The 14390-nt window shown below is 68.5% G+C and carries 12 protein-coding genes; 4 read left to right on the top strand and 8 right to left on the bottom strand.

Features of this window, described 5'->3' with window-relative positions; genetic code table 11:
* The first annotated feature begins 414 nt into the window (after window positions 1-414).
* Entirely contained in the window at window positions 415-1404 is a 990-nt protein-coding gene (locus ABH936_RS02755; protein WP_038569927.1) for a GTP pyrophosphokinase family protein, read from the top strand.
* 305 nt (window positions 1405-1709) lie between these two features.
* Here the strand turns inward: ABH936_RS02755 and ABH936_RS02750 are convergent, their stop codons facing one another.
* Both ABH936_RS02750 and ABH936_RS02745 read right to left on the bottom strand, forming a co-directional pair.
* Window positions 1710-2759: an NAD(P)-dependent alcohol dehydrogenase gene (locus tag ABH936_RS02750; RefSeq protein WP_038569929.1), complete on the bottom strand. Its 1050-nt coding sequence runs from the start codon at window positions 2757-2759 to the stop codon at window positions 1710-1712.
* A gap of 58 nt (window positions 2760-2817) precedes the next feature.
* Window positions 2818-3081 carry a type II toxin-antitoxin system death-on-curing family toxin gene (locus ABH936_RS02745; protein WP_051805410.1) on the bottom strand — a complete coding sequence of 88 codons (264 nt, stop codon included), beginning with the start codon at window positions 3079-3081 and terminating at the stop codon, window positions 2818-2820.
* Between the two features lie 239 nt (window positions 3082-3320).
* Between ABH936_RS02745 and ABH936_RS02740 the strand changes: the two genes are divergently transcribed.
* Window positions 3321-3875 carry a DUF4396 domain-containing protein gene (locus ABH936_RS02740; RefSeq protein ID WP_051805412.1) on the top strand — a complete coding sequence of 185 codons (555 nt, stop codon included), beginning with the start codon at window positions 3321-3323 and terminating at the stop codon, window positions 3873-3875.
* 80 nt (window positions 3876-3955) lie between these two features.
* Window positions 3956-4534, top strand: coding sequence for a YdhK family protein (locus ABH936_RS02735; RefSeq protein ID WP_038566188.1), 579 nt, complete (start codon window positions 3956-3958; stop codon window positions 4532-4534).
* A gap of 495 nt (window positions 4535-5029) precedes the next feature.
* Here ABH936_RS02735 and ABH936_RS02730 read toward each other — a convergent pair whose 3' ends face one another.
* From ABH936_RS02730 to ABH936_RS02705, 6 genes are all read right to left on the bottom strand, one after another.
* Window positions 5030-6121 (bottom strand): inositol-3-phosphate synthase, encoded by a 1092-nt coding sequence (locus ABH936_RS02730; RefSeq protein ID WP_038566190.1) that lies wholly within the window; start codon window positions 6119-6121, stop codon window positions 5030-5032.
* A 64-nt stretch (window positions 6122-6185) separates the two neighbouring features.
* The gene (locus tag ABH936_RS02725) at window positions 6186-6755 is read right to left on the bottom strand and encodes a PadR family transcriptional regulator (protein WP_038566193.1); all 570 of its coding nucleotides are present in this window, start codon (window positions 6753-6755) and stop codon (window positions 6186-6188) included.
* A gap of 323 nt (window positions 6756-7078) precedes the next feature.
* A complete protein-coding gene (locus ABH936_RS02720) occupies window positions 7079-7762 on the bottom strand; it encodes a prepilin peptidase (protein ID WP_051805414.1) in 684 nt (227 codons plus the stop codon).
* Between the two features lie 117 nt (window positions 7763-7879).
* Window positions 7880-8773 (bottom strand): HAD family hydrolase, encoded by an 894-nt coding sequence (locus ABH936_RS02715; RefSeq protein ID WP_197418856.1) that lies wholly within the window; start codon window positions 8771-8773, stop codon window positions 7880-7882.
* The gene (locus tag ABH936_RS02710; protein ID WP_038566195.1) at window positions 8770-11475 is read right to left on the bottom strand and encodes a phosphoribosyltransferase; all 2706 of its coding nucleotides are present in this window, start codon (window positions 11473-11475) and stop codon (window positions 8770-8772) included. Before ABH936_RS02710 ends, ABH936_RS02715 begins: the two co-directional genes overlap by 4 nt.
* Before the next feature lie 14 nt (window positions 11476-11489).
* Window positions 11490-12740, bottom strand: a complete 1251-nt coding sequence (locus ABH936_RS02705; RefSeq protein WP_038566198.1) for an HpcH/HpaI aldolase/citrate lyase family protein — start codon at window positions 12738-12740, stop codon at window positions 11490-11492.
* Window positions 12741-12838: 98 nt separating this feature from the next.
* On the opposite strand from ABH936_RS02705, the gene ABH936_RS02700 reads away from it, so the two are divergent.
* The gene (locus ABH936_RS02700) at window positions 12839-14383 is read left to right on the top strand and encodes a TerD family protein (protein ID WP_038566201.1); all 1545 of its coding nucleotides are present in this window, start codon (window positions 12839-12841) and stop codon (window positions 14381-14383) included.
* The last annotated feature ends 7 nt before the right edge of the window (window positions 14384-14390 follow it).

Below are 14390 nucleotides of genomic sequence, written 5' to 3'. Positions count from 1 at the left end.
CTTCTTCCTGCTCCCCCGTCGACGCCGCGCCGCGGGACTCGCGCCCTGGGCGCCCCGCGCACCGGCGCGGGAGGTGGGTGCCTTGGGACTACCGCTGTTCGACGGACGCGACCCGCCCCTCGACGGGGGTCGCTTCGAACCGGAATCGTTGACCACGGACGTGCCTCACTTTCGCGCGACGCACGACGTGCGGCGTCATTCTCATCGATCAGCGTACCGAGCGGGCTCCCGCCGCGTCCTCGTGGTGGCTGTCAATGCCTGTGCGTGAGCCGTGCCCGGAGCGCCAGCGTCGGGGCAACAGGGTGGTGGAAGTGGCGACGTGGGCAGGCCGTCGGGCGCAGTGCGACGTCCTGTTGGCCGCGGGGCGCTGCCGGCAGGTGACGTGCGCGGGCTGCATCTGTTTGGATGCTCTTCATGAGCCGACGGTCTCTGGAACGCGCGATGGCGACGTACACCTCCCGCTATCCCCGCACGCGGCGGCGTACGGACGACATGGTGCGCAAGGTGCGTTCGATCATCGACGACGCCGGCATCAACTATCTGTCGATCACGGGGCGCGCGAAGTCGCCGGCATCGTTCTCGGACAAGGTCGCTCGTCGTGCCAGCGAGTTGGGGCACACCGATTTCGACCCGGCGCTCGACATCACCGATCAGGTCGGCGTCCGCATCATCACGTACGTGCACAGCGACATCGAGCCCGTCGCACAGTTGCTCGCGGAGAACTTCACGGTGCTCGAGGATCGCGACATGGGTCGTGAGACGGCGAGCGAGGGACGGTTCGGCTACGCGAGTCGTCACATGCTGATCTCGAACGATCCGTCGGCGACCGCGTACGACGCGGCGCAGTGCGTGTCGGTGCAGTTGCGCACGGTGCTGCAGCACGCGTGGGCGGAGTTCGAGCACGACGCGCGGTACAAGGGTGACGTGCCGGCGGAGTTCGCGCATGAGCTGGATCGTCGTTTCACGTTGGCGGCGGGGCTCATCGAGCTCGCCGACCGTGAGTTCTCCGTCATTCGCGACACGTTGTCGAGTGGCCTCTCGCAGCAGGGTGAGGGCCGGTTCGAGGACGGGTTGCGCGTCGACGCCCGCGAGCTCGCGTCGTTCCTCGCGGGCCGGTACGAAACATCGGGCTTCGCCCGGCCGGAGGCGTACGTCGAGGCCGCGAACTGGTTGACGGAGCTCGAGGTGACGTCGATCCCGATGCTGGCTGACGAGCTGAAATCCGTCGACTCGGAACGCATCTCACGTTCGATGGGCTACCGTCACCAGCCCGGTGCCGTGCGCCGGCTCGAGGACGACCTCCTCGCGCGTTACCGCGAGCGTTTCGTCGAGCTACCGGCGAACGAAGAACGTCGCGATTCTCTTCGCGGCCGCTTGCAACGGTTGGGCCGCGTCGGAGATTGAGCAGGCGTGTGAGCCGAGTGATGCGCACCGAGGCGCTCACCCAGTGAGGGACAAGGGGTGACGCAGCGCCGACGTCCAACCCCGCCACGCTCCATCTCCAGGCTCAGAGACCCGCAGCCCCGACCACCCGCGACGCGGACTCGGGATGACGAGAGCCGCCCCGGCCGAACACCGAGCCTGCGAGGTGTGCGGTCGAGGCGGCTCTCGTCATCCCGCCCGAAGGCCTGTCGCACCGAGGCGGCGCGGCGATCCTGGGCGAGCTTGCGAGCTCAGGATCCGCGCCACCCGGAAGACGGGCCGAGGGATCAGGCGAACGTCTTGGCGTCGATGACGAAGCGGTAGCGGACGTCGGAGTTCACGACGCGGTCGTAGGCTTCGTTGATCTGGTCGGCGTTGATGAGTTCGATCTCGGCAGTGACGCCGTGTTCGGCGCAGAAGTCGAGCATTTCCTGCGTCTCGCGGATGCCGCCGATGTTGGAGCCGGTGAGGGACTTGCGGCCGCCGATGAGGTTGCCGGCGTTGACTTCGAGGGCTTCGGTCGGCAGGCCGAGCAGCACCATCGCGCCGTGGGGGCGCAGTGTCGCCATGTAGGCGCGCACGTCGATGTGGGCGGAGACGGTGTTGATGATGACGTCGAACTGGCCCTTGTGCTCCTTGAGCGCGTCGGGGTTCTCCTTCGTCGCGATCCATTCGGTGGCGCCGTACTTGCGGCCGTCCTCTTCCTTGGAGCGCGTCTGGCTGATGACGGTCACCTCGGCGCCCATTGCCTTGGCCAGCTTGACGGCCACGTGGCCGAGACCGCCCATGCCGACGACGGCGACCTTGGAGCCTTCGGTGACGCCCCAGGTGCGCAGCGGCGAGTAGGTGGTGATGCCGGCGCACAGCAGTGGCGTGACGGCGGCGGCGTCGAGGTTCTCGGGGATGTGGAGGGCGAACGCCTCGGAGACGACGATGGCCTGCGAGTAACCACCGGCGGTCGGGCGCCCGTCGTGACGGTCGATGCCGTTGTAGGTACCGACGGCGTTCGGGCAGTTGTTCTCCTCGCCCTTCTTGCACCATTCGCACTCACGGCACGAGTCGACGAGGCAACCGACACCGGCACGGTCGCCGACCTTGAACTCGGTGACGTCGGAACCGATCTCGGCGACGCGGCCGACGATCTCGTGGCCGGTCACCATGGGGTAATTCACCGGGCCCCACTCGCCGCGGACGGTGTGGATGTCGGAGTGGCAGATTCCGGCGTACTCGATCTCGATGCGGATGTCGTCGGGGCGCAGGTCGCGGCGCTCGACGGTGCCGGGCTCGAGGGGCTTGTCGGCGGCAATGGCCTGGTAGCAGGCAACAGTCGTAGTCATGATGCTGACGCTACGCCGACGCGGAGTGAGAAGCATTGTCACGTCGGCGAGCGCCGTCTCACATGGGTTCCGTGAGGTCACGAAGGCGTTCGGCGATCACGCCGACGTCGTCGAGACTCCCGGCAGCGACGTCGACCATGAATTCATATCGTTCGTCATCGCTGCCGACGAGATGAGTCCCGTTGAGGGCGAGGAACAGCCAGAGCGCACCGAGCGCCGTCCGCTTGTTGCCGTCGACCAACGCGCGATTCTTGGCCAGGGAATGGACGAGTGCGGCTGCCTTCATCAGGATCCCCGGGTAGACGACCTCCCCGAAGACCACCGCTTGCGGCCGAGCCAGGGCCGATTCCAGCAGACCCCAGTCCTGCTGGCGCGCCGCGCCGACCGCCGGTCAGGGCGCCTCGAGCCGTGAGTTGAGGGCCGAAACTCTGCCATGCAGGAATTCGGGCCTCAACTCGACGACAACGACGAGGTCGACGACGGACGCTCTCCGTCCAGTAGGTGCAGTGAAACCTCCCAGCAACCGGAATACCCCCTAGGGGTATTAGCGTTGCGCCTGACATGAGCGAACACGAACACCATCACGGCTCAGGTCATGACATGTCGTCGATGGCTGCGTCGGCCACGCTGCACTGCCTCACCGGATGCGCCATCGGCGAGATCGTCGGGCTCATCGCCGCAACGGCCCTGGGATGGGGCAACGGCCTCAGCACGGCCGTCGCGATAGCCCTCGCGTTCGTCTTCGGGTACACGCTGTCAGCGACACCGCTGCTGCGCTCAGGCATCCCCGCCAAGCAGGCGCTCCTGCTCGTCCTCGCAGCGGACACCGTCTCGATCGCCACGATGGAGCTCGTCGACAACCTCGTCATGTGGCTCGTACCGGGTGCGATGGACGCACGGTTGATGGACCTGCTGTTCTGGGTCTCGATGGCGGTGGCTCTCGTCGCGGCCTACGTCGCCGCCTACCCGGTGAACAAGCACTTGCTGCGCCAGGGCAGAGGTCACGCGATCACTCACCACGCCAGCGGTGCAGCGATGGACAACAAGCCCCTGGCGTACGCCATCACCGCGTTCCTCCTCGGCGGCGCCGTGGCATCGCTCGGCACACTGCTGTGAACCCACGCCGCTCTGACAGAACTCAGAGGGACGTCCGCTATGTTCGTCGAACACGCCCCCGAAGCGAAAGGCCGCACCTCATGAACCGTCGAAATCTGGCCGCCACTGCGGCCGCCGTGGCATTGGGCGCCGGCACCGCATGTTCCTCCGGCAGCGACCATTCCTCGCACTCAGGCATGCCGACGTCGGCCGCGGCCACGTCGACGTCGGCCTCCTCCGGCCATGGTCACATGCACGAGATGGACGGCGGCCCGGCCCCGGCGGACATGACCCAGGCGAAGAACCCGAGATTCCCGGTGGGCAGCAGGGTCACGCTGACGACCGATCACATGGACGGCATGAAAAATGCCCCCGCGACCGTCGTCGGGGCCTACCGCACCGCCACATATGCGGTGAACTACCAGCCCACCACCGGCGGTGCGATGGTCAAGAACCACAAGTGGGTCGTGCAGCAAGAGCTGAAGAGCGCCGGCACAAAACACCTCGCCGACGGGGAAGCCGTCACCATCACAGCTGACCACATGGACGGCATGCAGGGCGCCGAGGGCACCATCGCGTCGTCCACCACTCAGACGGTATACATGGTCGACTACACGGCCGACGGAATGACGATGAAGAACCACAAGTGGGTGGTGGAGGACGAGATGAAGTCTCGTTGAGGTCGCACCGATCGTTGCGCCGGCCCGGCTGCGCCCTCGCGTGAACGCACAACTCGTCGCGTGCAGGGTCGCGACGCCCAGCGACGTTCCGACGAGCGTGACGAGCAACGCGCCGGGCCCTTTCGACCGGCCGACGCGGGGTGTCGCGCGGCCGGGTGCGTGCGCAGACTACCCACCCGTGGGGTCTGAAACTCCGCAATGCAGAGTTTTAGACCCCAAGCCATGAGTTGAGGGCCGAAACCCTGCAGTGCAGAGTTTCGGCCCTCAACTCGTCAACCCGTTCAGGTCGCCGGACGGCGCGACATCGATGCCGACTCAGCGCTCTTCCTCTTCTGAGCGCTTCCTCAACGCTCACTTCGGCAGGATCCTCGCTTCGCTGCGGTCCTACCTCCGCTCGCTTGATCGTCAGCGCTCTTCCTCTTTTGAACGCTTCCTCAACGCTCACTTCGGCAGGATCCTCGCTTCGCTGCGGTCCTACCTCCGCTCGCTTGATCGTCAGCGCTCTTCATCACCGCGGATGAAGGCCTCCAACATCTCGCGGCCGACGGTGTCCTCGCGCTGCTCGGGCGGGCTCTTCATGAGGTAGCTCGACGCCGACAGCAGCGGGCCGCCGACACCACGGTCCTTGGCGATCTTCGCGGCGCGGATGGCGTCGATGATGATGCCGGCCGAGTTCGGCGAGTCCCACACCTCGAGCTTGTACTCCAGGTTGAGCGGCACGTCACCGAACGCCCGGCCCTCGAGGCGCACATACGCCCACTTGCGGTCGTCGAGCCACGCGACATAGTCGGACGGGCCGATGTGCACGTTCTTGTCGTCGATCTTGCCGGCGAGCGAACCGGAGAGGTTCGACGTCACGGCCTGCGTCTTCGACACCTTCTTCGACTCGAGGCGCTCACGCTCGAGCATGTTCTTGAAGTCCATGTTGCCGCCGACGTTGAGCTGGTACGTGCGATCCAGCGCGACACCGCGGTCCTCGAACAGCTTCGCCATGACGCGGTGCGTGATCGTCGCACCGACCTGGCTCTTGATGTCGTCACCGATGATCGGCACGCCCGCGTCCTCGAACTTCTTCGCCCACTCCGGGTCGGACGCGATGAAGACGGGCAGCGCGTTGACGAACGCGACACCCGCGTCGATCGCGCACTGAGCGTAGAACTTGTCGGCGCTCTCCGAACCGACGGGCAGGTAGCTGACGAGGACGTCGACCCGCGCGTCCTTGAGCGCCTGCACGACGTCGACGGGCTCCGCGTCCGACTCGTCGATTGTCATGGCGTAGTACTTGCCGACACCATCGAGGGTGTGCCCGCGCTGCACGATGACGCCCGTCGGCGGCACGTCCGCGATCTTGATCGTGTTGTTCTCGGAGTTGTTGATCGCCTCCGACAGGTCGAACCCGACCTTCTTCGCGTCGACGTCGAACGCCGCGACGAACTCGACGTCACCGACGTGGTAGTCGCCGAACGTGACGTGCATGAGACCCGGCACGTGTGCGTCAGCGGACGCGTTCTTGTAGTACTCGACACCCTGCACGAGCGAACTCGCGCAGTTGCCGACGCCGACGATGGCGACGCGAATATTTCCCATGGAACTCACTCCGTTGTGGACGAGCCTTCGATCCTGACGAACGACGCGAGCGCCGCCCGAATCGTCAGGTCTCGGAGGCGAGGGGGCGCGGATCGGCAACAGCCTTCCGCTCGATCTCGATGAGTTCGTTCACCCAACGCACCTCACGCTCCGTCGACTCGATGTCATGACGGAACAGCTCCGCAATGTACGAATCGCGTGTGCTGCGGCTGTCCATCGCCTGTTCGCGGGAGCGCTCGAGACGCTCCTGCAACCGCAGACGTCGCCCCTCGAGGATGCGCAGGCGCACCTCTGCGCTCGCGCGCGAGAAGAAGGCGAAGTGCACGTCGAAGTTCTCGTCGTCCCACGATGCCGGGCCGGAGCGCGACAACTGATCCGCGAAATGATCCCGACCCTCGTCGGTGATCTCGTACGTGATGCGCGGGCGCCGACCGCCGGGAGCGAACGACGCGCTCTCGGAGATGAGGCCCTTGCGGGACAGCTTCGCGAGACACGGATACAGCGACCCGTAGCTCACGACACGAAACGCACCGAGCACACCGGTGAGCCGCTTGCGCAACTCGTACCCGTGCAAGGGCGCCTCATGCAGCAGACCGAGGACGGCGAACTCGAGCACCGTGCCACGACGTGACATGCCACTCTCCTTCGCCTCGAAACAGTCTGCGTCGCACCGCGCGACACGAATGCTCAGTTTTTCAAACGGACGCGCCACACGGAAATGACGAGCGGGTGAACGCTCAGAGACATTCCTAACAGATGTATCGAGTCGAGATATCGAAACGCGGCAAACTTCTTCCGAACGGGTGGGGATGGCGAGAGGCCAGCGCCACCCGTCGGCACAGCGCCACGCCGGAGGATCTGCGCGCCACGCCGGCTGACCGGAGTAGGTCCCCGGGCCGCAAGGACGCCCTGGCGTGAGCCTTCCGCGCGACCCTTTGCCGCCCGTGAGGGCGCGCGTCAGGCCAGCGCGAGGGCGACGAGGGCGCCGGCGATCATGAACGGGCCGAACGGCATGCGCGCCTGCCGTCCCCTACCGCGCGCGAGCAGCACGACGCCCCATGCACCGCCGAGCAGGAACGCCGCGAACGCGCCGGTGAGCCACACGTCCCACCCTGCCCAGGCGAGCAGCGCGCCGAGCGTCGGGGCAAGTTTCACGTCGCCGAGCCCCATGCCGGAGCCGCCGCCGAGCAACGCGAGAGCGAGGTAGCACACGCCCAGCGCGACGGCACCAGCGATGGCGCGGTGGGCGGCGTCAGCGTCGAAGACCGTCGTGCCGGAGCGGTGTGCGTCGACAAGACCCGCCAGCACGAGACCACCCGCGACGACGCCCGCCGCGCGCAGCGTCAGCGCGTTGGGCAGGCGATGGACGTCGAGATCGATGACGGCGAGCCTGACGAGGGTGGGCGCGACAAGTGCGAGCGTCAGCACGAGGCCGGGCCGCGTACCCCACCACACCTGCATCGCCGCACCCATGAGCACGACGGCGAGCGTCGATGCTGCCAGCCACACGATGTCGAGGCGTGCGAGCGCCGGCGCGCGGTAGGTGACGCCCTGACGATGGCCTGCGGCGACGACCTCGCGCGCACCGAGCGTCAACGCACCGAGGAGGAAGAGCATGACACCGGTCACGGGCAGCAGCATGCGTCGATCATGTCAGCGCAACAGGCATCGGACGCCGTTGCCGATCGAGCAGTTTCCGCGCCAGGCACGAGACCGGCGACGAGACTGGCCGGGTCGGCCCTGCGAAACGAGCGCGCGTCACCGCACCGCCGCGAGCAGCCGCGCACACACCTCGCGGCCACCGAGGACGCCGGACGCCGTCGTCACCTGCAGGCCCGGGCACGTCCAGTCGAGATCGTCGAGCTCCCCGTGGCGTGGACGGACGGGGGCGTCGACGGACGTCAACAGGTCCGTGTCGAGCAGCGAATCGCCCGCCGCGGCCGTGAACGTCGAACCCGTGCGACGCCGCACCTCCGCCAGGCCTCGCGACTTGCGCAGCGGCCGCGGCACGACGTACAGCTTGCGGCCCTGCAGCGACACCTCCCAGCCGCGCTCACCCGCCCACCCCGTCAGGTCGCGCACCACCGACGCCGGCAACTCGGCGCGCTCCACGACGAGGTAGGCGAACATGCCCTCGGCGTCGCGCAGCTTGCGCAGCCACCCCGGATCGGCGATCGCCTCGAGGTGCTCGCGGATCTCGGCGAGAGGCGCGCACGAGCCGTCGAGCTCGTCGAGGACGGCACGGTGGTAGTCCTCGTCGCTGACGCCGTCGACGAGCAGGAACCCACCGTTCGTCGTGACGGCGTACTGCGGGTCGATCGGCAGCCGGATGCGCTCGTACTGCGCACGCGTCCGCGTCGTCGACGGCACGAACGTCGCCACGCGATGCATCTCCTGCACGAGCGCGACGGCGTCGACCGTCAGATACGACAACGGCAGCTTGTCGTACACCTCCGCCACGAGCAGGACGGGTGCGTCGGCGTCAGCGCCGGCGAGTGCGAGCGCCTTCGCGGAGTAGACGAGCGTCCGGTCGAGGTCGCACGCGACGATGGCGTCCCCGCCTGAGGGCCGGGGCGGCGCGGCGTCCGCGTAGGCCGCGACGAGGGCGCGCAGCTCGTCCGTCATCGGCATCGAAACGGGATGCGTCGTCATGCTCGCTCCTTCGGGTCGCGTGTGGCCGAGGTGCCGTCATCGCCGGTCGCCCCGCGGGTGAAGCGCGGGTGGATGAGGCCGACGCAGCTGTAGTCGAGGCCGGGATACTCCTCGACCGGCACGCCACGCGCCGCGGCGAGCGCCTCGATGTGGCGCAGATCCCCGCCAACGCCGGGCGCGACCAGGATCTTCCAGGGCACCCGGCGCAGCAACACGCGGGTCGTCTCGCCGACGCCCGGTTTGACGAGGTTGACGCTGCCGATGCCGAACTCCTCGGCGAGCTTCTCGACGGTGGCCCACCCCGTCCACCGAGGTGGCTCCGCCGCGCATCGCGCCTGCGCCTCGGCGCGGATGTCGTCGGCGTCCGCGGCCGGCGGGAATGCTCCCGTGACGGCGTCGACGAAGAGTCCCGACACGTCGTGCGGCGCGAGTTCGGCGTAGAACTTGGCCCCATGGAACTGGCCGGGCCCGATCAGAGCGTCGTTGAGCACGGTGCGTGACACGAGACCGGAGACGGTCGAGTTGAGGCAGGCGGAGGGGATGAGGAAGTCATCACGCGTGCCCCACATCGTCGTGCACGACCCGGTGTCGGCGAGCACGGCGAGCGTCGGATCCAACTGCACCCCCGTGGCTTGCTCGTACTCTTCGAGCGCCGCGACGAGTTCGCGGCTGATCGCGCCCTTGCCCGTCCAGCCGTCGACGAACAGCACCGAAGACGCGTCGTGCCGCGCCACGATGTGATCGAGCGCCACCGTGTCGATGCCGCGCCCGCGCACGATCGAGACGGCATAGTGCGGCACGTCGAGCCCGCGCGCCTGACGAGCCCAACGCTTCATGAGCACCCCCACGGGAGTGCCGGCCCGGGCGAGGGAGACGAGGACGAGGTCATCGCCGCGCTCTGCGAGCGCGAGCTCGGCGACGGCGGCGACCGCAGCAGCCACCCGGGCCTTCGACATCTCCAGCGCATCACGGAACAGCTTTCCGTAGGCCGCGTCCGGTTGGTACTCGACGGGCAGGCTCTCGGCATAATGCGCGCCGCCGGACTGGATGGCTTCCTCGCGCTCCTCGGTCGGCGCCTCGAGCGTGACGCCGGACAGATCTTCGAGCAGCCACGTCACCTCCTCGGGCGCGTACGAACCAAACGTCGGGCCGACGAGTTCGCGCGCCGGGGCCGTCGCCGGCTCGGGCAGCCGCGCGACGACGACGCAGTCCGTACTGGCCGCGAGCGCCTCGATGACGCCATCCGGGGCGTGCAGCTGCGGCGTCAGGCTCGGCGGGTCGACGCACAGGACGATCGTCCGCCACGGTGTTTCACGTGAAACGTTGTACGTGAAACGCGGGCCGTCACCGTCGGCCGGGTCATCGAAGGCCGGGAACGTCAGCGCGTTGCGGATGGCATAACCGGGGTCGTCCACGGCGAGTACGGGCGAGCGGGTGGTCGTCGAGAACCGCGTGGCGACACCGCGTTCGCGCAGCGCGCATGCCAGACGCAGCGGCGCGTCCATCAGCTCTTCGGTGCCGAGGACGAGCACCTCACCGTCGCCGTAGGGCAGAGCCTGTGCGACGACGGTCGCCGCCTCCGGAAGCGTCGCGGTCAGGGGGGCGAGCTGCGCAGGCGTCACCCCATGACGCCCCGTCAACGGGGTGCGGGGCGGCCACGGCACGTCGACCTCGGTGATGGTTCCCCGGGCAGCATTCGGTGCGGCCGTCGAGACATTGGCGCGCCCCGATGCCCACGCAGCCTTCGATTCGGGCCCCTGCTCCGGGCCGGCATCTCTCAGGACGCTCGCGCGCGACTCCACCTGCTCGACGAGCCGCTGCCCGCGCTCGAGCACGTCGCTCGGCAGGTCGAGGTGACCGGCCGCGAGCGAGACGACGTCGATCTGCACGCCGAGCTCAGCGGCGCGGGTGGCCATCGCCGCGCGATCCTTCGCGTTGCGCATGTCGACGAGCGTCGCGATGACGTAGCGCTCGCGCGGCAGGCTCTCGTGCAGCGCGGCGATGGTGTTGAGCACCGTGCGGCCCGTCGACAGTTCGTCGTCGACGAGGACGAGCGGCACGACGCGCCCAGCAGAACGCCGCGCGAAGAAGCCGTCGTCCGAAGGCAGGACGAGGTGGCTGGTGGCGTGCGAGTGCTCCTCCTCGAAGGCGCCGACGGGCGTGAACCCGGCGACGGGGCGTCGCGTCGAGTGGATCGCCGGCGCCCGCAGCACATCCGCGACGCACTGGCCGAGCGCCGTCGCCGTCTCGGCGAACCCCATGACGACGCATGCAGGTGAGTGCTGCAGATCGACGAACGAGTCGACGGCGCAAGTGAATTCATCGACCACCCGCGCGTCGTCAGGAGCCCGGAGAGCCTCGTGCAGCGCCTGTCCTACGCGTGCGAGAGCACCATCGACGACGTCATGGCCCTGCGCACCCGAGTCGTCGCTTCCCGCGTCACTGCTACCAACCGCCGCTCCTGCGTCGAGAACCCGACGCACCAGCTCGCCGAGCGCCCGGCCACTGCCGCGCACGATCTGCGGGTCGACGGGCACGTGCTTGCCGAGGACGTTCGAGACGAGCAAGTGTGCGCGACGAGGGTTGCGTCGCACCGCGAGCCCGACGAGGTCGTGCAGATCGAGCCCCGGCAGCGCCTGCGTCGTGCGCAGGTCGGCACCGAGGCGTTCGGCGACCCACTCGCCCGGCCACGTCGTCGTCATGGTTTGCTCCTTCGTCATGCCTGCTCACCGGCTGGGTTGCCCGCGCCACGACCCGAGAGGGCCTCGACGTGCGCGAGGAGGAAGTCGACCATGCCCAGACCGGGCCGCGCGACACCGAACAGTTCGGCGCGCGTCATCGTGCGCTCCGCCCACCCCCGATGCGGGCCGGCTTCGTTCATCTTGTTGCCGGCGCTGGAGGCCTGCACCCCACCACCGCTCGCATGCTTGGCGAGGATGTCGACGGCGTCGGCGTGCTCCTCGCTGGAGACGACGCTCAGCGCGTGCACGATGCCGACGTGCTGGGGGTGGATGATCGTCTTGCCCGTGAGCCCGTTCGCCCGATCCAGTGCGAGTTCGCGTACGAGGCCGTCGAGGTTCTCCTCGAGCAACTCCTCACGGATGTCGTCGTGCTCGAGCGCACGGAACGGGGTCTCGCGCAGCTGCGGTTTGAACAGGCGGCGCGAGTTGGCGAAGTACTCCCAGACGGGCCCGGAGATCGGAAAGCCGGTGCCGTCGGTGCGGCCGAACACGTTGACGATGTCGTACACCACGTCCGCGACGGGCCCGATGTTGTAGATCGTCAGCTCGCGCGGGCGACGCAGCCCGAGCGCGGCGCCCAGGTCGGTACCACCGATGCGCACGCAGGCGACGACGTCGCGATGGGGTGCGAGCAGCGTCGAGACAGCCGACAGCAGGCCGCCGCGCGTCTCCCGATGAAGCAGGCCGGGCGTCTCGACGACGGGCATCGCGAGCAGGCGATACCCCGCGAGCGCGCTCGCCTCCGCGAGAGCGTCGAAGTAGGCCGGCGCGTTCGCGCCTGTGAACTTCGGCATGACGAAACCCGCCAACACCGCTGAACTCCAGGTTGATTCGCCGCCTGGCCCCTCGTTCACGAGGGTGGCGAGGTCGCGCAACTGCTGCGGCGTGCGCACCCGGACGAAGATCAGCGGCAGCGCCGCGGCGACGTCGTCAGGCGTCGGAAACCGCGCCGCGAGCGCCGCGAGGTGCGTGACGATGTTGGCCTGCGCTGCCGGCACCTCGCTCTCGGAGATCGAATCCTCGAGGCACCACACGGTGCTGACGAGACCACGCGCGTAATGCGTGACGACGTCATCGGCGAGCTGCGGGCGCGTACCGGGCATGTAGAGGCTCGCCCCGAGACCCGAACCGACGTGCTGCGCGTCATCACGCGCCGAGAAAGAACGAGGCGGGCTCGCGAAGATGGCCTCGCGGGTCGATTCGTCGAGATGGGAATAGTGCTGCACCGCATGCCCTCCCTGATGTCGGTGTGCCTGCGCCCAAGTCTGCCCCGTCGACGCCCGTCATCCGCCAACGGGACGCCACGGCATGTGAGGATCGAGACATGACCCAGCTCACCAAGGGCGCCAACGTCGCCGTCCCCAGCGATGCCGTCAACATCGTCGTCACCTGGACGGCGGCACCCCAGGCGCCGACCGTCGACCTGTCCACCCTGCTCGTCACCGCCACCGGCAAGGTCCGTGACGACTCGGACTTCGTGTTCTACAACGCCCCGCAGCACGCGTCGGGCGCCGTGCGTCTCGGCCCCTCCTCGCCCGGATCCGCGTCTGTCGAAGCCCATCTCACGGGCGTCGAGGACGTCGTCGAACGCATCGTCGTCGTCCTCAGCGCTGACGGCGGCCCGTTCTCGCAGGTGCCCGGCCTCACCGTGCGCGTCGACGATGCGACGAGCGGCCAGGTCGTCGCCCAGTTCGGCGACATGGGCGCGACGAGCGAGACCGCCCTCGTCGCCGGCGAACTGTACCGACGCGCCGGCGCCTGGAAGTTCCGCGCCGTCGGCCAGGGCTGGGATTCCGGCCTCGCCGGCCTCGCCACCGACTTCGGCATCAGCGTCGACGACGCCCCCGAACAGCCCTCGTCGTCAACGGCGCCGGCTGCCGCCCCTGCGTCGGCTCCTGCCCCGGCACCGGCGGCACTCCGGCCTGCCGAGCCCTCGCCGGGCGAGCAGCCAGGCAGCGACACGAGCCGGCCGTACGCGGCGCCGGTGTCCCCGACGCCCGCGCCGCTACAGCCTCCACAGCAGCCGTCGGCACCGCAGCAGGCCCCCCTGCAGCCGCCCCACCAGCCCCAAGCTCCGCTTCGGGCCCCGCTTCCACAGCAGGCGCCGCTGCAGCCACCCCACCAGCCGCAGGCCCCGCAGTACGAACCCCTGCAGCCTCCACACCACCAGCAGGCTCCCCAGCAGCTGCCCTCGCCGCAGATGGCACCGCCTCCCCAGATGGCGCCTCCCCAGATGGCGCCGCCTCAGATGCCCCTGGCCGCGCCGGCCACTCAGGCCGCGCCGTCGGTCGTCAACCTCGACAAGGGCCATGTGAGCCTGCGCAAGGGTGATCGCGTCAGCCTGACGAAGACGGGCGCGCCGCCGATGAGTCGCGTGTTCATGGGTCTCGGGTGGGATCCGGCGAAGCGCGGACGCAACATCGACCTCGATGCGTCCGTCATCGCCTTCGACGCGAACGGGCGTGAGCTGGAGATCGTCTGGTTCATGCACAAGAAGGAGTTCGGCGGCGCGATCGTGCATCTCGGTGACAACCTCACCGGCAAGGGTGACGGTGACGACGAGGTCATCACGCTCGACCTGACGGCGATTCCGCCCACCGTCATGCACCTGGCGTTCACGATCAACAGCTACTCGGGGCAGAAGTTCACAGATGTGCGCAACGCCTACGCCCGCCTCGTCGATGCGCAGTCGGGTGCCGAACTCGTGCGGTTCTCGCTCAGCGAGTCGGATCGCGCGACGGGTGTCGTCATCGCAGCGCTGAGCCGCACTCCGCAGGGCACGTGGGACATGCGCGCCATCGGCCAGTTCGCCAACGGCCGCACCGTCAAGAAGCTCGTCAAGCCGGCCGTGCAGATGCTCGGGCTGTGACCACACA

This window comes from Dermacoccus sp. GAS27A (assembly GCF_044909235.1).
GTDB lineage: Bacteria > Actinomycetota > Actinomycetes > Actinomycetales > Dermatophilaceae > Dermacoccus > Dermacoccus nishinomiyaensis.
The sequence above is the reverse complement of the archived record's forward strand: the minus strand, read 5'-3'. Positions and strand labels throughout refer to the sequence as shown.